Source organism: Pseudomonas sp. F2 (assembly GCF_057174385.1).
Genome location: NZ_CM169904.1, coordinates 2,555,957 through 2,575,174, shown reverse-complemented (window position 1 = coordinate 2,575,174; position 19,218 = coordinate 2,555,957). Strand labels below are relative to the sequence as shown.

Annotated in this window: 18 protein-coding genes; 6 read left to right on the top strand and 12 right to left on the bottom strand. The window is 60.4% G+C overall.

Annotated elements, in window-relative coordinates:
- Window positions 1-263: 263 nt before the first annotated feature.
- Window positions 264-1,181 carry a lipid kinase YegS gene (gene yegS / locus AC193Q_RS11385; RefSeq protein WP_047295409.1) on the top strand — a complete coding sequence of 306 codons (918 nt, stop codon included), beginning with the start codon at window positions 264-266 and terminating at the stop codon, window positions 1,179-1,181.
- On the opposite strand, the gene AC193Q_RS11380 is transcribed toward yegS, so the two are convergent.
- The 3 genes from AC193Q_RS11380 to AC193Q_RS11370 all read right to left on the bottom strand — a co-directional run bounded on the left by AC193Q_RS11380 (window position 1,165) and on the right by AC193Q_RS11370 (window position 3,679).
- The gene (locus AC193Q_RS11380) at window positions 1,165-1,824 is read right to left on the bottom strand and encodes a response regulator (RefSeq protein WP_047295407.1); all 660 of its coding nucleotides are present in this window, start codon (window positions 1,822-1,824) and stop codon (window positions 1,165-1,167) included. The genes yegS and AC193Q_RS11380 overlap by 17 nt on opposite strands.
- Window positions 1,821-2,714 (bottom strand): sensor histidine kinase, encoded by an 894-nt coding sequence (locus AC193Q_RS11375; protein WP_047295405.1) that lies wholly within the window; start codon window positions 2,712-2,714, stop codon window positions 1,821-1,823. Before AC193Q_RS11375 ends, AC193Q_RS11380 begins: the two co-directional genes overlap by 4 nt.
- Window positions 2,715-3,208: 494 nt before the next feature.
- Window positions 3,209-3,679: a hypothetical protein gene (locus AC193Q_RS11370; RefSeq protein ID WP_047295403.1), complete on the bottom strand. Its 471-nt coding sequence runs from the start codon at window positions 3,677-3,679 to the stop codon at window positions 3,209-3,211.
- A gap of 455 nt (window positions 3,680-4,134) precedes the next feature.
- Between AC193Q_RS11370 and AC193Q_RS11365 the strand changes: the two genes are divergently transcribed.
- Window positions 4,135-5,070: a chemotaxis protein CheV gene (locus tag AC193Q_RS11365; RefSeq protein WP_003226705.1), complete on the top strand. Its 936-nt coding sequence runs from the start codon at window positions 4,135-4,137 to the stop codon at window positions 5,068-5,070.
- Between the two features lie 198 nt (window positions 5,071-5,268).
- Window positions 5,269-6,075 carry an MOSC domain-containing protein gene (locus tag AC193Q_RS11360; RefSeq protein ID WP_121186482.1) on the top strand — a complete coding sequence of 269 codons (807 nt, stop codon included), beginning with the start codon at window positions 5,269-5,271 and terminating at the stop codon, window positions 6,073-6,075.
- Window positions 6,076-6,147: 72 nt separating this feature from the next.
- Here the strand turns inward: AC193Q_RS11360 and ppnP are convergent, their stop codons facing one another.
- The 8 genes from ppnP to AC193Q_RS11320 form a co-directional block, all read right to left on the bottom strand.
- Window positions 6,148-6,432, bottom strand: coding sequence for a pyrimidine/purine nucleoside phosphorylase (ppnP, locus tag AC193Q_RS11355; protein WP_003226701.1), 285 nt, complete (start codon window positions 6,430-6,432; stop codon window positions 6,148-6,150).
- A 114-nt stretch (window positions 6,433-6,546) separates the two neighbouring features.
- Window positions 6,547-7,089, bottom strand: a complete 543-nt coding sequence (locus AC193Q_RS11350) for a 3'-5' exonuclease (protein ID WP_047295400.1) — start codon at window positions 7,087-7,089, stop codon at window positions 6,547-6,549.
- A 70-nt stretch (window positions 7,090-7,159) separates the two neighbouring features.
- Window positions 7,160-9,121, bottom strand: coding sequence for an acetyl/propionyl/methylcrotonyl-CoA carboxylase subunit alpha (locus AC193Q_RS11345; protein ID WP_483879547.1), 1,962 nt, complete (start codon window positions 9,119-9,121; stop codon window positions 7,160-7,162).
- A gap of 118 nt (window positions 9,122-9,239) precedes the next feature.
- On the bottom strand, window positions 9,240-10,037 hold the full coding sequence (locus tag AC193Q_RS11340) for an enoyl-CoA hydratase/isomerase family protein (RefSeq protein ID WP_047295395.1): 798 nt from the start codon (window positions 10,035-10,037) through the stop codon (window positions 9,240-9,242).
- Window positions 10,034-11,191: a citronellyl-CoA dehydrogenase gene (gene atuD / locus AC193Q_RS11335; RefSeq protein WP_027613409.1), complete on the bottom strand. Its 1,158-nt coding sequence runs from the start codon at window positions 11,189-11,191 to the stop codon at window positions 10,034-10,036. Before atuD ends, AC193Q_RS11340 begins: the two co-directional genes overlap by 4 nt.
- Before the next feature lie 30 nt (window positions 11,192-11,221).
- On the bottom strand, window positions 11,222-12,838 hold the full coding sequence (atuC, locus tag AC193Q_RS11330; RefSeq protein WP_047295391.1) for a geranyl-CoA carboxylase subunit beta: 1,617 nt from the start codon (window positions 12,836-12,838) through the stop codon (window positions 11,222-11,224).
- 3 nt (window positions 12,839-12,841) lie between these two features.
- Entirely contained in the window at window positions 12,842-13,711 is an 870-nt protein-coding gene (locus AC193Q_RS11325) for an SDR family oxidoreductase (protein WP_095668681.1), read from the bottom strand.
- 12 nt (window positions 13,712-13,723) lie between these two features.
- The gene (locus tag AC193Q_RS11320; protein WP_095668682.1) at window positions 13,724-15,514 is read right to left on the bottom strand and encodes an acyclic terpene utilization AtuA family protein; all 1,791 of its coding nucleotides are present in this window, start codon (window positions 15,512-15,514) and stop codon (window positions 13,724-13,726) included.
- A gap of 183 nt (window positions 15,515-15,697) precedes the next feature.
- Between AC193Q_RS11320 and AC193Q_RS11315 the strand changes: the two genes are divergently transcribed.
- From AC193Q_RS11315 to AC193Q_RS11305, 3 genes are all read left to right on the top strand, one after another.
- A complete protein-coding gene (locus tag AC193Q_RS11315; protein ID WP_483879546.1) occupies window positions 15,698-16,333 on the top strand; it encodes a TetR/AcrR family transcriptional regulator in 636 nt (211 codons plus the stop codon).
- Between the two features lie 80 nt (window positions 16,334-16,413).
- Window positions 16,414-17,211 (top strand): PhnD/SsuA/transferrin family substrate-binding protein, encoded by a 798-nt coding sequence (locus tag AC193Q_RS11310; protein WP_121186478.1) that lies wholly within the window; start codon window positions 16,414-16,416, stop codon window positions 17,209-17,211.
- A gap of 84 nt (window positions 17,212-17,295) precedes the next feature.
- Entirely contained in the window at window positions 17,296-18,309 is a 1,014-nt protein-coding gene (locus tag AC193Q_RS11305; RefSeq protein ID WP_121186476.1) for a GNAT family N-acetyltransferase, read from the top strand.
- Between the two features lie 98 nt (window positions 18,310-18,407).
- Here AC193Q_RS11305 and AC193Q_RS11300 read toward each other — a convergent pair whose 3' ends face one another.
- Window positions 18,408-18,962 carry an RNA polymerase factor sigma-70 gene (locus tag AC193Q_RS11300; protein WP_027613402.1) on the bottom strand — a complete coding sequence of 185 codons (555 nt, stop codon included), beginning with the start codon at window positions 18,960-18,962 and terminating at the stop codon, window positions 18,408-18,410.
- Window positions 18,963-19,218 lie beyond the last annotated feature (256 nt).

The window sequence follows — 19,218 nt, the reverse complement described above, 5'->3', positions numbered from 1 at the left end:
TGTCACCAGCTTCGAGGGGGTATCCACTCATTCCCTGCACATCCTTGTGTTGTTAAAAAACGAAAATTGATACTGCCTGCACAAGGTGTATCAAGGATCGAGTCCGGTCAATTGAGCCGATTCCTTACCTGTTGTAAGAAAAAATACCGCTGTGTAGGACGTGACAGGCCGGGCGCTTGAATTAAATGGTGCTCCGATGGCTTTTTTGCCTGTGCCAGTGGTCAAGATGTTTTATACCGATTCAATTGTGGGGAGTGACCGTTATGAGTGAACGCAGGGCGCTGTTGATTCTGCATGGCAAGCAGGCACTCAATGAGGCGGTTCGCGCCGCTGTCGAAGCAAAACGCAAGCAGGGCTGGGAGTTGGCAGTGCGCCTGACCTGGGAGGCCGGTGACGCTCAGCGTCTGGTCGCGGAAGCACTGGCGAGTGGCTATCGGACGATCATCGCCGGAGGCGGAGATGGCACGTTGCGCGATATCGCTGAAGCGCTTGCCGCGAATCCGGACGAGGCCAGTCTGGTGCTGTTGCCGCTAGGAACGGCTAACGATTTTTCTCGCGCGGCGGGGATCCCGCTGGAGCCGGCCGAAGCACTGGAAATGCTGGACGTGCCACCGCGCAAGATTGACCTGGGCGAAGTCGGTGGGCAGATTTTCCTGAACATGGCGACGGGTGGTTTTGGTAGCCAGGTCACGGCCAATACCTCTGAAGATCTGAAAAAAGTGCTCGGCGGGGCCGCCTATCTGTTCACCGGTTTATCGCGCTTCAGTGAGTTGCACGCAGCCTACGGCGAACTGCAGGGACCGGACTTTCACTGGCGTGGCGAGCTGCTGGCGCTGGGAATCGGCAATGGCCGTCAGGCGGGTGGCGGACATGAATTGTGTCCGCAGGCACTGGCGGATGATGGCCTGTTGGACATCAGCATTTTGCCGGCACCGCAGGAGTTGGTCGGTACGCTTAAGACCCTGCTAAGTGACGGCTTCGGCCTCGACAATATGTTTGTCCGGGCCCGTCTGCCCTGGGTCGAAATCAAGGTCGCCGAGGGCTTGAGCATCAATCTTGACGGTGAGCCGCTGGAGGGCGACAGCCTGCGCTTCGAGGCGCGCCCTGCGGCCTTGCGGGTGCATTTGCCCGAGCATTCGCCGCTGTTGGGCGGTGCCGGGTCGATCAGTCGTCAAGACTGATGATCTGTTCGCGCACGGCGAACAGGACCAGACCCGCCACGTCGTAGATCTGCAGGCGTTTCATGATCTGCGAGCGGTGGGTTTCGACGGTCTTGATGCTCAGGCCCAAGCCGTTGGCGATCTCCCGAGTGGATTTGCCGCGCACGATCAATCGCAGGATTTCCAGTTGACGGGCTGTCAGGTTGTGCGAATCGGCGACTTCCGGCGGGTTTTTCTGCGTACGGGTCAGGGCCTGGTTGATCACGGTGTGGGCGATCGCCGGGCTCAGGTAACGTTCGTTGTTACGCAGGGCTTCGAGGGCATGTTCAAGTTCGGTGGCTGTGGTGTCCTTGAGCAAATAACCATGCGCCCCGGATTCCAGTGCCTGCATGATCAGCGCCGGATCGGTGTGCATCGACAAAATCAGCACTTTGCTCTGGGGCCGCACCCGCTTGAGCCGTTGCAGGGCTTCAAGGCCACCGGTTTCCTTCATCGAGATATCCAGCAACACGATATCGGGCGCCAGATGCTCGACCATTTCAAGCAACTGCGAGCCATCGCTGGCTTCGCCAACGACGGCGTAACCGGGAATGTCGAGCACCAGAGCGCGCACGCCGGCTCTGATCAGCGAGTGGTCATCCACCAGAAGTAAGTTACAAGTCAACGCATAACCTTATTCGTACTGGCCCGCTCGAGTGCACGGGGCGCCCAGGGGAATAGTGCTTCGATTTGAGTGCCTTTGCCCGGCTCGCTGATGACGTTCAGCGTGCCGCCCAATTGTTCGATCCTTTCGGCCATCCCGGCCATTCCGCGCTGTCCTTCCCGACCCGGATCCGCAGCAGGCGCGAAGCCTTGGCCATCGTCGCTGATCAACAACGTCAGCCCTTGTGGCAGGCGCTGCACACGGATCAACAGGTTGCTGGCCTGCGCGTGGCGCAGAATGTTGGTCACCGCTTCCTGGGTGATGCGAAAGGCGGCGACTGCCATTTCTTCCGGAATGCCGTTGAGTCGCTGCTGGCAATCGAGGCTCCAGTGCACCGGTGTGTTGGCCAGAGTCTTGAGCAAGTGCGCACGCAGGCTGGCTTCCAGTCCGAGGCTGGTCAGCTGGCGCGGGTTGAGAATGGCCGAGACGTCGCGCACCTTGTTGAGGGTTTCTTCGAGGGTGTCGCAGAGCGTCGAGCATTGCTCTTGCAAGTCGCTTGGCAAACGTCTTTTGAGCCATTCACTTTGCAGTTTGGCGGCCGTCAGTAACTGACCGATGTCGTCATGCAGTTCACGGCTGAGGCGGTGTCTTTCGTTTTCCTGGACTTCCAGCAAGCGGTCGGCGAGTTCCTGGGGCTGGAACTTGATCGATTTGCGCGACAGCCGATATTGCACCCAGACACAAGCAGTGGCGGCCATGTTCAACAGCAGCAGTCCCAGCGAAAGCGGTGCAGACAAACCGTAGGTCAGCAGGCAGCCGGCGGTGGCAGTGACACACAATATGAGTGTGAACCGGCGTGCATTTTCCCGGGACGGTGGCCATGTGGTGATTGACTTGAGGCTGGCGTACATATCGGATGGAGCCAATGGATATTCGCTGCGGGCAGACCGGCCGTTGGCTGGCGGGTCTCTGTCTGAAAATGCTGTCAATTACATTATTGATTTGAACGAGGTTCAGTGAACGCTGTTTGACCGCCAACTGCGTTGGGGAGGACTGTCACTGAATCACTTTGCCATTAATTGATAGCAACTAACGGGCGGCATAATACCACTTAAGATACCGTTGGTCGCGTTTGCCATATATGTCCAAAGGGTCAGGAAAGTCGCCATGTTGGACGTGAGTTCCATAATGGAAAAAAGTCACCTTATTATGCTGGATAGATATCCCGTGGCGCTTGAAGTTGATCGTTACACGGACACAGGCAAACCCTGAGGCGCGGGAAAATTTCTGCGGGTGTCAGGTGTGATTATTTAATTCGAACTGTCGCTGGCGGGCATGAACTATTCATTTGCGACATTCAGCGATTCGGCTCTACAGCCTCGATGTGCGCATTAACCGCAGCGAATCAGGCCTGGCGCTCGGAATAAGACAAGAGTGGAACAGGCCGGGGCGAGAGCGAAGGCTGAAACTGGCGTTGGCCGACCTGGAACGCGAAGGCTTCGATCAGCGAGGTCTGCTCGCTGCTATCCAGGCTCAGTTGCCCGGTATTGTGATCGACCAGTTCAATCTGCCAGGCCATCAGGGTGAAACAGTCCTGAAGCGCATTCAGTGCCTGAGCGTGCAGATCGATAGAGTCCGGGGCATGATCGAGCAAGCTGTGAATGTGCAGGGAAAACTCGGAAATCGCTTCCAGTGCCAACGCTTCGGCACGACTCGCCAGCTTGAGCAGGGTGCTGCGCATGCAGTCGATCGCATCCTTGTCGTTGCTGATCAATTGCAGGTGGCTCAGGCATTCTTCCGACTTGGCCAGGAGTGTTTCCGCTTCGACGAGAAATTCGGGAAAGCGTTGTGCCCAGTCTTTACGGTCGATTGGCATGCTTATCTCCACAGCGTCATGTCTGATGAGGGAATGCCGTGTGTGTCGACGATCATGAACCGTCGGGAGATCGCGCCCCGCCGTGCAAGTGCACTGGCTGAGGTTTTCCAGAGGGTGGGTTTCCACTGACCTGCGATCGCACACAATAGCCTGACTCCGTTCATGCAATGAGAATGGCGTCACATTAATGGCTATTGGATATTGCGAACATCAGGTTGGGCCTGATTGTTACTAGGGGATTCCCTTACACGCGGGAACCTGTGGCGCAAACTGTGGTCGCGCCAGAAGAGAATGTAGCAGATGAAAACGCCGGGCCAGTAAACCATGATGTTAATGTGACATCAATGCCTGCGTGTGGCATTTTGATGGTGATTTTGTGGGGATCAAGAATCGCCATCAACAGCCGATAACCCCACTTAGTAGTGAATTCATCAGAACAAGCCCAGGAGTCATTGATGGCCGGCATTCTCGACACGGTAGACCAACGCACGCAACTGGTGGGTGAGAATCGCCTGGAAATTCTCATGTTTCGACTGGCCGGACGCCAATTGTTCGCGATCAACGTGTTCAAGGTTCAGGAAGTCCTGCAATTGCCGAAGCTGACCCTGATGCCGCAACGTCACCCGTTTGTCTGCGGTGTGGTCAACCTGCGTGGCCAGACGCTGCCGGTGATCGACCTGTCCCAGGCGATCGGCATGCGCCCGCTGGTACCGGGACCGAACAGCACCATCATCGTCACCGAGTACAACCGTTCGGTGCAGGCGTTCCTTGTCGGTGGCGTGGATCGCATCGTCAACATGAACTGGGAAGCCATCCTGCCGCCGCCGACCAGTGCTGGCCGCCAGCACTACCTGACCGCGATCAGCAAGGTCGACGATCAACTGGTGGAAATCATCGACGTCGAGAAGGTGCTCGCAGAAATCGTTCCGTACAACGCCAAGGTTTCGCGCGACAAACTCGACGATCCGGTGCTGGAACGTGCCCGTGGCCGTGAAGTGCTGCTGGTGGACGACTCCAACGTCGCGCTCTCGCAACTGCGTGACACCCTCGGCCAGCTCGGGGTGAAGATGCACATTGCCAGTGATGGCCTGAAGGCGCTGAACATGCTCAAGGCCTGGGCCGATACCGGCGTGAACATGACCGACAAACTGCTGATGGTGTTTACCGACGCGGAAATGCCGGAAATGGACGGCTATCGCCTGACCACCGAGATCCGCAATGACCCGCGCCTGCGCGGTCTGTATGTGGTGCTGCACACCTCGCTGTCCGGCAGCTTCAACGATTCGATGGTGAAGAAGGTCGGCTGCGACAACTTCCTCTCCAAGTTCCAGCCGGACAAACTGGTGGACGTGGTGCGTCAGCGTCTGATGCTGGATGAAGTGCCGGCCTGACGAAAACCTGTAGCGAGGGGATTTATCCCCGATGGACTGTGCAGCAGTCCCGCTTTCTTGATTCAAGTGGGGCCGCTTCGCGCCCCATCGGGGATAAATCCCCTCGCCACAAACTATCTTTGCAGGTGCGTGCATCAGGCTTTGATTCGCCGATAAAGCTCGTATAGGGTGGCATTTTTGCCCATCAGGAAGCTGGACATGCTGCGTCTGAGTGCGCTTTATCGTTACCCGTTGAAATCCGGCAAGCCCGAGATTCTGCAATCGATTGGCCTGGATAAACTGGGCCTTGAAGGGGACCGACGCTGGATGCTGGTGGACGAGGCCAGTGGCCGCTTCCTGACCCAAAGAGCCGAGGCGAAAATGAGCCAGATGTCGGCGCTGTGGAATGCGCAGGGCGGGCTGACCCTCAGCGCTCCCGGGCATGCCGCGCTGGATGTGCCATTGCCCGAGACCGATTCCGACCTGCGCGGCGTGACCATCTGGCGTGACACCCTGCGTGTTCCGGATGCCGGTGATGCAGCGGCCCGCTGGGTCAGCGATTTCATCGGCAAACCGACCCGTCTGGTGCAGGTGCCACTTGATCGCGCGCGTATGACGCAGGCCGGGTATGGCCGCGACGACGATCAGGTTGCGTTCGCCGACGGTTTCCCGCTGTTGTTGATTGGCCAGGCGTCGCTTGACGATCTGGTGCAAAAGGTCGGACGACCGCTGGAGATGCTGCGCTTTCGACCGAATCTGGTGATCGAAGGCAGTACGGCATTTGCCGAAGATGGCTGGAAGCGCATCCGCATCGGCGATGTCGAGTTCCGCGTGGTCAAGCCTTGTTCGCGCTGCATCCTGACCACGATTGATCCGCAGACTGGCGAGCGCAGTGCCGATCGCGAACCGCTGGCGACCTTGCAGAAGTACCGTGCCCAGGCTGATGGCGCGATGTTCGGGCAGAATCTGGTCAACGACAGCAATGGTCGGCTGGAAGTCGGTATGCCGGTGGAAATCCTCGAATAACCGAGACCGGAAATGAAAAATGCCCGTGTCCATGGACACGGGCATTTTTTTGCACCGGGAAAAGCCTTGGGCTTAGCCGCGGTATTCGCACAGGTAAGCAGTATCGACGGCGACTTTCAGTTGGAACTTGCTGTTGGCCGGAACGTTGAACTGGCTGCCAGCGGCGAAGGTTTCCCAGTCGCTGCTGTCCGGCAGTTTGACGGTCAGCGCACCGGAGACTACGTGCATGATCTCGCGCTGAGCGGTGCCGAATTCGTATTCGCCCGGGGCCATGACGCCGATGGTCGCCGGACCTTCAGCGGTGCCAAAAGCGATCGACTTGACGGTGCCGTCGAAGTACTCGTTGACTTTGAACATGGGCGATTCCTCTTGAATGGGGCTTAAAAGGGTTAAAAAGGGCCGGCCAGTATGCACAAGGCTCCCGGCGCCGTCACCTGCCCGGGGCGTGTCCGGCGAGTTCTCGCCCTGACTTCAGAGTGGCAAGACCAACGGCAACAACCGCGCAGTATTGCGCGCATCTTCCAGGGCCCGATGCTGCTGACCGCTGAACTGCATGCCGGCCAGTTGCAGCGCACCGTTCAGGCCCAACGGTCGTTCCAGGCGTCGGGCCTTTGCAAAGCGCTGTTTGAGATTCATGTGCGGCACTCGGCCCAGCACGCTGTCGAGTTGCAGGCGCTGCCATTCCTGAAGTAACTGCTTGCGGTCGTAATCGCCCCAACTGGCCCAGCCCTCAAGGCGCGTCTGGTGTTGCCCGAGCCAGCGCTCAAAGGCTGGCCAGACCTCGTTCAACGGCTGCGCGGCATCGATATTGGCCTGGGTGATGTGCGTGAGTTCACGACAAAATGCCGTCAATAACGGCCGTCGGGTCGGTTTGACGAACCGCTGAAAATGATCCTGCTCGCGACCGGCTCGATCGACCAGCGTCGCGCCGATTTCGATGATTTCCATTTCCGTAACCGGCCAGCCACCTTCATCTGTGGTGGCTTCCAGATCAATGACCAGCCAATGGGGCATCGCAGGTTTCCTGATTTACGCGTCCTGATAGATCAGAGCGTAGTCAAACCTTGCGTTTGCGCCTGGCGACTCACTCGACCTGCAACAGAACCTGACGATTTTTTACCTGATCGCCGACCTTGACCTGCACCCGCTTGAGCACGCCGTCGATGCCGGCCTTGAGCGGATGCTCCATTTTCATTGCCTCCAGCACCACCAGCAACTGACCCTTGCTGACCGGACTGCCTTCGCTGACCAGCACGTCGACGATGGCACCGTCCATCGGCGCTTTCAGTGTGCCGGAGCTGACGCTGCTCTGACTGCTGATCAGCGCATGAGTTCGATCCTCCAGGCGCAGGTTGCCGGGGTGGGTGAACAGCCAGAGTTCATCGCCGGCGATCCGATACGCATGACGCTGGCGCAGGCCGTCGACTTCCAGCGTCACCGAGCGTTCGTTGCACTCAATGACGGTCAGCGCCAGTGCGCGCTGCATCACGTTCACGGTGAAACGGCCAGCGCCGTTCGCAAGCAGTTGCAAGTTCCAGTCCTGCTGTTCCAGCCCGAGGCGGTAATCGAGCGGCGCGCCGACATTGTTGCGCCAACCCTTGAGCGGCGCGCGATGCGCCTGCGCGCCAGACTGATAAAACAGCACGGCGGCGATGGCCAGTTCCTCGGCGGTGGGGGCGTAGGTGTGCAGGCAGGGGTGATCAGTGAAATGCTGGGCAATGAACGCGGTGCTGAACTCGCCGCTGATGAACTGCGGATGGTGCAGCAGGCTGACCAGCAAACGCTGATTGCTCTGTACACCGAGCAGCACGCTGTCCTGCACTGCGCGCAGCAGCTTGCGGCGTGCCTCTTCGCGGGTCGCGCCGTGGGCGATCAGCTTGCCGAGCATCGGGTCATAGAACGGGCTGATCAACTGACCTTCGCGCAAGCCGTGATCGATCCGCGCGCCGGGATTCAATACCGGTTCCCAGGCCTGCACGCGACCGGTCTGCGGCAGGAAATTCTGCGTCGGATCTTCGGCATACAATCGCACCTCCATGGCGTGGCCGTTCAGCGTCACCTGTTCCTGTGTCAACGGCAGCGGCTGACCTTCGGCGACGGCCAGTTGCCAGGCGACCAGATCTTGCCCGGTGATCAGTTCGGTCACCGGATGCTCGACCTGCAGACGGGTGTTCATTTCCAGAAAGTAGAATTGCCCACGGGCATCGAGCAGAAACTCTACGGTGCCGGCACCGACGTAATTCACCGCCCGGCCAGCCTTCAATGCTGCTTCACCCATGGCCCGGCGCAACTCGCCGGTCATCACCGGGCAGGGCGCTTCCTCGATGACTTTCTGATGGCGACGCTGCACCGAGCAATCGCGCTCACCGAGGTAGATCAGATTGCCGTGGCAGTCGCCAAACAGTTGCACCTCGACGTGCCGCGGTTCGATCAGTGCCTGCTCGAGGATCAGTTCGTCACTGCCAAAACCATTCAGTGCCTCGGAGCGCGCGGTGCGCAATTGCGCCGGCAACTCGTCGCTGCTGTGCACCAGGCGCATGCCACGTCCACCGCCGCCGGCGCTGGCCTTGATCATCAGCGGGTAGCCGATGCGCTCGGCTTCGCGCAGCAAGGTAGCGTCGTCCTGCGCGGCGCCTTGATAGCCGGCGATGCAAGGAACACCGGCGTCGAGCATGGCGATTTTCGACAGGCGCTTGCTGCCCATCAGTTCGATGGCGTCGGCGCTGGGGCCGATAAAGGTCAAGCCGGCCTCAGCGCAGGCGCGGGCGAATCCGGGGTTTTCCGAGAGAAAGCCGTAGCCGGGGTGGATCGCGTCGGCACCGCTGCGGCGCGCGGCATCGAGGATCGCCGGGATGTTCAGGTAGGACTGGTGTACCGGTGCGGCGCCGATGTTCACCGCTTGATCGGCCATCTGCACGTGCAGGGCATCGGCGTCGGCATCGCTGAATACGGCGACGGTGCGATAGCCGAGGGCCTGGGCGGTGCGCTGAATGCGGCAGGCGATTTCACCGCGGTTGGCGATCAGGATTTTGTGGAGGGCGGGCATGGTGATCTTCCTGAGTATTTGGCGGTGGGTTGGCTGGCCTCTTCGCGAGCAGGCTCGTTCCTACAAGGAATTTGCATCGTTCACAAAACCTGTGGGAGCGAGCCTGCTTGCGAAGCTTTCAGGTGGCCCATCGCGGTTTTCGCTTTTGCACGAAAGCCATCGTGCCCTCGATCCCTTCGACACCGGTCACCGCTTTACTGAACCACTGCGCTGCGTCATCCAGCAATTCATTCGATGGCTGTCCGGCGCTGGCCAGCAACAGCTTTTTGGTCATCGCATTCGCGTCCGGTGCGCAGCACAGAACATGGTCGAGTACTTCGTCGAGGCGTTCGGCCAATGCCTGCGGATCCTGCTCGACAAAATGCACCAGCCCCAGGCGTCGCGCTTGATGACCATCGAAACGCGCGGCTGTCAGTGCCAGCCGACGGGTTTCGGTCAGGCCGATGCGTTGCACCACGAACGGCGCGATCTGCGCAGGCAGCAGCCCGAGGCTGGTTTCCGGCAGGCCGAACTGCGCCTGATGATCGGCCATGGCGATATCGCTCACACATGCCAGCCCAAGACCACCGCCGAGCACTGCGCCTTGCAACACCGTGATCAGCACTTGCGGCGCCTGCTGCGCCTCTTGCAACAGCGCACCGAAAGCGCGGTTCAAATCGCGATAGGCATCGGCGCCCCGGGCGCGTGCATTGGCCATGTCCTTGATGTCGCCGCCAGCGCAGAAGTGCCCGCCCGCGCCACTGAGCACCAGGGCGCGGACACTGCGCTCATCGCGTACCGTCGCCAGTACCGAACGCAGTTCGGCGACCATGTGCAGGCTCATCGCATTGCGGCTTTCCGGGCGATTGAGGGTGATGTGCAATACGCCGCCATGCAGCTCCAGCAGCAGTGTCTGGCAATCGGGCAGGGGGCTCATTTCTTTTTCCCCGGCAGAATGCCCATCAGTTTGCAGATGATCCCCAGCATGATTTCGTCGGCGCCACCGCCAATCGACACCAGCCGCACATCGCGATAGGCGCGGGCCACCGGGTTGTCCCACATGAAGCCCATGCCGCCCCAATATTGCAGGCAACTGTCGCTGACTTCACGACCGAGGCGCCCCGCCTTGAGCTTGGCCATCGAGGCCAGACGCGTGACGTCCTGACCCTTCACATATTGCTCGGTGGCCTGATAGACCAGCGCCCGCAGGCATTCGATTTCGGTCTGCAATTCGGCGAGGCGGAAGTGGATCACCTGATTGTCGATCAGCGCGTTGCCGAAGGTCTTGCGCTCCTTGCAGTACTCGATGGTGCTGTCGACGCAATATTCCAGGCCCTTGATCATGTTGGCCGCGCCGAACAGACGTTCTTCCTGGAACTGCAGCATCTGCATCATGAACCCGGCGCCTTCGTGGCCGATGCGGTTGCGCTGCGGCACACGCACGTTGTCGAAAAACACCTGGGCGGTCTCCGAACTGCGCATGCCGAGCTTGTCCAGGTGTGAGCTGAGGCTGATGCCCGGGGTGTTCATCGGCACCATGATCAGCGACTTGTTGATGTGCGGCTTGTCGTCCGAGGTGTTGGCCAGCAGGCAGATGAAATCGGCACTCGGTGAATTGGTGATCCACATTTTGCTGCCATTGATCACGTAATCGTCGCCGTCCTTGCGCGCGCTGGTCTTGAGACCCGCGACATCGGAACCGGCGCCGACTTCCGAGACGCCGATGCAACCGACCTGCTCGCCGGTAATCGCGGGGCGGAGGAATTCGTCGCGCAACTCATCGGAGCCGAAGCGGGCCAGCGCCGGGGTGCACATGTCGGTCTGCACGCCGATCGACATCGGAATGCCGCCGCAATGAATGGTGCCGAACTCTTCGGCGGCGACAATCGAATAGCTGTAGTCGAGGCCCATGCCGCCGAATTTTTCCGGTTTGGAAATCCCCAGCAGACCAAGGTCGCCGGCCTTGCGGAAAATCTCGTGGATCGGAAAGCGCCCGGCCTTTTCCCATTCATCAACGTGTGGATTGATCTCGTGTTCGACGAATTGGCGGACGGTGCGGCGCAGTGCTTCGTGTTCCGGGGTGAAGATCATTTTTATTGTTCTCCTTGGGATCCGTGGCGGTCAGAAGCGGCTGACGCCGAAGCTGTTGGGTTGCAACGTGCGGATGTCGGCTTCGTGGCAGATATCCAGCAGGTAACCGAGCAGGGTGCGCGTATCGCGCGGGTCGATCAGGCCGTCGTCCCACAGGTTGGCGCTGCCGTAGAGTGCGGTGGACTGGCTGTCGAGTTTCTGCGCGGTGACCTGTTCGAGCATGTCGAGCATTTTCGGATCCGGCACCAAGCCTTCCTTGAGCTGTTTGGCCTCGGTGACAATGCGCAGCACCTTGCCGGCCTGTGCGCCGCCCATCACCGCCGTGCGGCTGTTGGGCCAGGCAAAAATGAAGCGTGGATCGAGACCGCGCCCGCACATCGCATAGTTGCCGGCGCCGTAGGAGCCACCGACGACAATCGTCAGTTTAGGCACTCGGGCATTGGCCACCGCTTGAATCAGTTTCGAGCCGTGTTTGATCACGCCTTGCTGCTCGGATTCGGTGCCGACCATGAACCCGGTGGTGTTGTGGAAGAACAGCAGCGGCGTCTGGCTCTGATCGCACAGTTGAATGAACTGCGCGGCCTTGCTCGCCCCGGCGGGGGTGATCGGGCCGTTGTTGCCGATCAGGCCGCAGGCACGGCCCTGGATTTTCAACTGGCCGCAGATGGTCTGCTGATCGAACTCGCCTTTGAATTCGAGAAACTCCGATTCATCGGCTATCCGCGCAATGATTTCGCGCACGTCGTAGGGCTTCTTCGGGTCGTCGGGAATCAGCCCGAGCAACTCGTCGATCGGGTACAGCGGGTCCTTGTATTGCGGTTCCGGCAACCACGGCAGTTGTTCGTTCCACGGCAGCAGGCGCAGGATCTCGCGCACCAGACGCACGCCATCGGCATCGTTCTCGGCCAGGTATTCGGCGGTGCCGGCAACCTGTGCGTGCATTTCTGCGCCACCCAGCTCTTCATCGGTGGCGACCTCGCCCGTCGCGGCTTTGAGCAGCGGCGGCCCGGCAAGAAACAGCTTGGCCTTGCCGCGCACCACCACCACATAATCCGACAGCCCCGGTTGATAGGCGCCACCGGCCGTGGCCGAGCCATGCACTACGGTGATCTGCGGCAGCCCCATGGCCGACATTCGCGCCTGATTGGCAAAACTGCGTGCGCCCTCGACGAATATCTCCGCCGCATAATTGAGGTTGGCGCCGCCGCTTTCGGCGAGGGTGATCACCGGCAGTTTGTTCTCTTGGGCGATCTGTTGCAGACGCAGGGATTTCTTCAGGCCGGTGGGGGAAATGGTGCCGCCCTTGATTGCGCTGTTGTTGGCCACCACCATCGCCCGAATGCCGGACACATAACCGATGCCGGCGATCAAGCCACCGCCGGCGGCGCTGCCATCCTTGTCGTCGTGCAGTTTGTAGCCGGCCAGGCTCGCCAGTTCGAGGAACGGTGCACCGGGGTCGAGCAACAGGTTCAGGCGTTCGCGGGGCAGCAGTTGCCCGCGCTTGTCGAATTTGGTCTTGGCTTCGGCAGCCTTGTTCAGCAGGTTCTGTTCCAGTTGCTGGACGTGCTCGATGGCCGTGAGCATCGCCGCGCGGTTGCGGGCGAAGGCTTCGCTGTGCGGATCAAGTTCGGACTGGATCTGCGGCATGGCTTACTCCTTGTCCTTGAGGACGTCGGGCAGGTACGCCCGATGGAAACCGTTGAACGACTCGCTGTGGCTCGCCTTGTGCAGCGGCCATGCACGGCTGCCGAGGCTGGCCGCACCATCGATTTTCAAGGTGCTGCCGCTGATGAACGCCGCCGCCGGACTGAGCAGGAAAACGATCGCCGCACTGACCTCGGATTCGGTGCCGATGCGCTTGAGCGGTACGTGTTCGCGCAAGGTCGGGATCACCGCTTTGAACGCACCCTCATAAGTGTCCATGCCGCTGGACGCGATCCACCCCGGCGCCACTGCATTGACCCGCACCCCGGCGTAACCCCACTCGAATGCGGCGGTCTTGGTGAAGTTGTCCATCCCCGAACGTGCCGCGCCGGAATGGCCCATGCCGGGCATGCCGCCCCACATGTCGGCGAGCATGTTGACGATGCTGCCGCCGTGTTTGCTCATCGACTGGTTGAACACTTCCCGGGCCATCAGGAAGCCGCCGACCAGATTGGTGCGCAGCACGGTTTCGAAGCCTTTCTGATTGATCGAGGCCAGTGGCGACGGGTATTGACCGCCGGCATTGTTGACCAGGCCGTGGATCGGCCCGTGCTCGGCGATCAACTCAGTGACCAGTTGTTTTACCGCGTCTTCGTCACGGATGTCGCAGGCGTGCCAGTGCGCGCGGCCACCGTCTTCGGCGATTTCGGCGGCGACTTTTTGCAGTTTTTCCGGCTTGCGCCCGACCAGCAGCACCCTGGCGCCGAGCGCTGCCAGTTCATGGGCGGTGCAACGGCCGATGCCACTGCCGCCACCGGTGACGATGAGGGTCTGGCCGCTGAACAGATCGGCTTTGAAAATCGATGCGTAAGCCATGAAGCCCAACCTCTAGTCGAGTTGTTCGGCGATGCTCTGCGGCACCGGGATCTGGATTTCCAGCAACTGCTGGGCGAAGGCCTTGCCCTGTGGATCAATGCGCAGACTTGCCACGCCACCGCCACCGAGGGCGTTTTCCAGCAGGAAATTCAGGCTGTGGGTGCCGGGCAGGTACCAGCGTTCGACCCGGCCATGGATCGGGTCGAGCACGTGGCGCATCCAGTCGACGATGACCGCCGGCGTCAGCGCTTCGGCGATCCACGGCAGGTATTCCGGCCGACGCGGCAGGACGCCGATGTTGCTGTGGTTGCCCTTGTCACCGGAGCGCGCCACCGCCAGTTTGACCAACGCCACGCTGGCGTCGGCGCGGCCCTGGGGTTTGGGTGGCTGTTCGGGGGTTGGCAGAGCGTGGCTGTCGAGTGGTGTTTGCGCAGGCAGGGCGCAGGGGTATTGCTCACCGGCCATGTCGATTTGCAGGGTGCAGGCGTTTTTGTCGATCAGGAACGAGAACAGGCGGATCAGCGGATAGACCGTCGGCCGCCCGCCGACGATGCCGGTCAGTCCCGGCGCCATGCCGGTCGCGGCCTGGGCGATTTCCCGGGAGAACAGGATCAGCGCCGGTTTCAGTGGATGGCGCACCGCGAGTTTGATCACCACCTCGCGGCTGTCACGGCGCTGACCGTGAGGGCCGTAAGTGGCTTCACTGCCGAGCAGTTCGATGTTGACTTCGCTGTAGGGCGGCCAGCCGCGCTGGCTGAATATTTCCGAGGTTTTGTCGATGATCGCCTGGCTCACGCGCCGGGCCTTGTCCACCGCATCGATGCCGGCGATCAGGCAACTGGCGGTGCAGCGAAAGCCGTCCGGGTAAGTGGCGCTGACCTTGTATTTATCGCTGGGTGGCAAGCCTTTGGCACCGTGCACATGCACGGTGTTTTTGCCCTGTTGCTGCAGTTTCACTTGAGTGAAATCGCAGACTACGTCTGGCAACAGATACGCCTGTGGATCACCGATTTCATAGAGCATCTGCTCGCCAACCGTCAGTGGCGTCACTAACCCGCCGGAGCCCTCGGGTTTGCTGACGATGAACTGGCCGTCGGCGCTGACGTCGACGATGGGAAAACCGATGTGTTCGTAATCCGGCACATCGCGCCAGTCGGTAAAATTGCCCCCGGTACATTGTGCGCCGCATTCGATGATGTGCCCGGCCAGCGCCGCCTGAGCGAGTTTGTCGTAGTCGTGCCACGCCCAGCCGAACTCATGCACCAGCGCCGCGCTGACCACCGCGCTGTCGACCACGCGCCCGGTGATGACGATGTCGGCGCCCAGGCGCAGGGCTTCGACGATGCCCGGCGCGCCGAGGTAGGCGTTGGTCGATACGCACATCGGCGGCAGCGGCGCGCCGTTGAACATTTCGTGGATGCCTTGAGTGGCGAGTTGCTTGAATTGCGGCTGCAGGTCGTCGCCGAGCAGCACGGCGATTTTCAGACTGACCCCGGCCTTGTCGCAGGCGGCCTGCAGGGCGGCGGCACAGGCTTTCGGATTGATCCCGCCCGCGTTGCTGATCACGCGAATCTTCTGTTCGACCAGTTGCGGCAACAGCGGCGCGAGCACTTCGACAAAATCCCCGGCGAACCCGGCCTGTGGGTCCTTCATGCGGGCGCCGGCCATGATCGACATCGTGATCTCGGCCAGGTAATCGAACACCAGATAATCCAGGCGCCCGCCTGCCACGAGCTGGGCGGCGGCGGTACTGGTGTCACCCCAGAATGCGCTGGCGCATCCGATGCGAACGGTCGTGGGCATGGTGATCTCCGACTCAGGAACCTGCGACAGAAGTGTCTGGAGGCTACCAAGCAAGCGCTTGGTTTGTAAACAGCTGAAATATCTTCTGCCCAAGCGCTTGCTTGGTTGCCGCCTGCGGCTTAAATTGCGCGCAACCCTGCGTGTTCAGGGGGCAACAGACTGATCGACTGTAGGAGAGAATGGGTGGACGAGCAAAAAGCCCTGAGGGTCATGCGCGAACTGGTCGACCAAGGCCAACTGACCGACCCTGACAGCGCTCGCGGCAAACTGCTGCAAGTGGCCGCCCACCTGTTCCGCAACAAAGGCTATGAACGCACCACCGTGCGCGATCTGGCCGGGGCGGTGGGGATTCAGTCCGGGAGCATTTTTCATCACTTCAAAAGCAAGGATGAAATCCTTCGTGCGGTGATGGAGGAGACCATCGTCTACAACACCGCGTTGATGCGCGCCGCGCTGGCCGAAGCCGCCAATGTACGCGAGCGGGCGCTGGCGCTGATTCGTTGCGAGTTGCAGTCGATCATGGGCGGCAGCGGCGAAGCAATGGCGGTGCTGGTCTACGAGTGGCGTTCGTTGTCCGAGGAGGGGCAGGCCCGGGTGCTGGCCCTGCGTGATGTCTATGAAGAGATCTGGTTGCAAGTGCTGGGCGAAGCCAAGGAGGCCGGGTTTATCCGTGGCGATGTTTTCATTACCCGACGTTTCCTCACCGGTGCACTGTCCTGGACCACCACCTGGTTCCGCGCTGGCGGCAGCCTGAGCCTTGATCAGTTGGCCGATGAAGCGCTGATTCTGGTGCTCGAAGAGCGCCAGTCCACTTTCTAACAGGCCGGGAAACTGGCTAACTGGGCGAAACCGCCTAGCTTGAATGCATTGATTGCCATTTTTTCGGGGAGTGGGGTGTTTTGAAGTCTTCGCCAATTCGGACGACCGCAGGGCTTTTGCTCGTAGCGCTGGCGGTATTTTGGGTGCTACCCGCACAGGCAGCGCAACTGGTTCGGGTGGGCGCGGCGCATTTTCCGCCTTACACCGTGCGTCCGGAAAGTGGTGCCGACACTGGCCTGCTGCCGCAACTGGTCGAGGCGCTCAATGCACTGCAGGCGGACTATCAGTTCGTACTGGTACCGACTTCGATTCCTCGGCGCTTCGGTGATTTCAAGCAGGGCCGGATCGACATGGCGATCTTCGAGAACCCCGATTGGGGCTGGAAGGAGATTCCTCATACCGACGTCGATATGGGCCTGGAAGATGCCGAGATTTTCGTCGCGCAACGTGAAGACGGTCGCCAGCAGAACTATTTCGCCGACCTCAAGGGCAAGCGCCTGGCGCTGTACAGCGGTTATCACTATGAGTTCGCCAACTTCAACGCCGATCCCAAATACCTCGCCGATACCTTCAACGCGACGCTGACCTATTCCCACGACAGCAACCTGCTGATGGTGCTGCGCGGGCGCGCCGATATCGCTCTGGTCACGCGCTCGTACCTGTTTGATTATCTGCTGCGCAACGAGAAAGTGCGTGACGAATTGCTGGTGTCGCAACGCATCGATCAGATCTACCACCATTACGCCATTCTGCGTCCGACGGCACCGATCACTGGCGAGGCGTTCGGCAAGTTGCTGCAGGGTTTGCGCGACAATGGCCAGATGCTGAAGATCTTCGATCCTTACAAGATTGCCGTGGTGCCGGTGGCTCATCGCTGACCGATTTTCATCCGGGCGGCTAAATTTCTCCTCTCGGCTCACGTCCCATCGTTGAACTGTCGACGATTATCGTGAGCCCGACCCATGTCCAATCTGAATGACCTGACTGCCCTGGCCCTGCCTTCGGGCAGCCAACTGGTAGCCGATGCCACTGAAAGCCGTCTGAGCCTGAGCCTGGACGGGCAACCGCTGATTCGCCTGCGCCTGGATCGCCTGGGCAAAGGCCCGATCCAGCTCGACGAGCGTTACGCACTGCCCGTGGGGCAGGCGCTGTGGGCGGCCTGTTACTGGTTGTTCGCACGCGATCCGGACTGTCAGCAACTGCTCTGGCAACTCGATCAACCACCCATTGAAGCGTTGCTCAGCGGTTTGCTGGTCAGCACCGAAGTGGCTGGTGAATACCGCTGCGAACGCACCCTGTTCTGGCAGTTGCCGCAACCCTGGCTGGGCACGTCGCTGACCGGCAGCTACCCGCAACACATGGTGATCAGTCACGGCAAGCGCCATCCGCTGCGCCCGGCGAAGCCGCGCGGTGAGGTCTATCGGCGTTTCGATGCGCGTCTCGGTGCGTGGATTTCCCTGCGTACGCTGGAGATCGAGCAGGATCTGGCGCGTTTCAATCGCTGGCAGAACAGCCCGCGAGTCGCCAGTTTCTGGCAGGAGGAGGGCAGCCTCGAGCAGCATCGCGAATACCTGAGCAAGCTCGACGCCGATCCGCACACCCTGACGCTGATCGGCTGTTTCGACGATCAACCGTTTGCCTATTTCGAGGCCTACTGGGCCAAGGAAGACCGTATCGCGCCGTTCTACGACGCCGACAATTACGACCGTGGCATTCACATGCTGGTGGGAGAGGAAAACCACCGTGGCCCGCACAAGGTCGCGAGCTGGTTGTCGGCGCTGGTCCACTACCTGTTTCTGGATGATCCGCGGACCCAGCGTGTGGTCGCTGAACCGCGTGCCGATAACGCGAAGATGATCGGCCACATGCACAACCAGTGCTTTCACTGCGAGAAGGAGTTCGACTTTCCGCACAAGCGCGCGGCCTTGATGATTCTGGGGCGTGAGCGGTTTTTTGATCGGTGCAAGCTGGCGTAAAAGCAAAAGATCGCAGCCTTCGGCAGCTCCTGCATGAAAGGTATTCCTTTGTAGGAACTGCTGAAGGCTGCGATCTTTTTTCTGTGATGAACCGGGGCTTAGCGCCGACCCATCGAGGCCGCATCCCCACGGCTGCCCGACACCTTGCGGCAGTGCACCAGTGCATCGCGAATCATGAAGTTGACCAGGGTCGGCGAGACGCCGAGTTCCTTGGCGATGTCCTTTTGCGGCACGCCGTGCAGGCGGTACATCTCGAAGGCGTAACGGGTGCGGCTGGGCAGTTCGGTCAGCGCGTCGGCGATGTGCTCCAGCGTCGAGAAATTGATGTGCGAGGTTTCCGGCGAAGCGCCCTGAATGACCACGTTCAACCCTTCCTCTTCGGGGCCCGAGTACTTTTGTTCCAGCGCCTGTTTGCGGTAGTGATCGATGGCGAGGTTGCGCACGATCTGGAACAGGTAACTCAATTGCGCCTTGATCGACGAGGTGATCGGCGGCGCCGATTGCAAGCGGAAGAACGCATCCTGCACAACGTCTTCGGCGCGCGAACGGCAGCCGGTAATGCGCGCTGCGATCTTCACCAGAATCAGTCGATTGTCGACGAAGGCCTGAAGTAGCGGTGAATCGCACCTGCTTGTGGATACTTGTTCCGTCATGGAAATCACCTTGCTGCCAATAGGTTAGTGGGACGCCGGGGGACGAGGCCGTCCTACACATCGAGCGACAAATTATGTTGAATGATAATGATTGTCAATTGAGAAAGAGAACTAATGCTCCGTAAAGGTGCGAATCGAGAACTGCGACACACCGCCACACCCCGGCCCCCGTTGGCGATCCTGCCCGCTGACTAATTATTTGCAGACGCCATCCGTTCTCATTGGTGAATGGCTTCGGGGGTACAGCCCCGGCCAG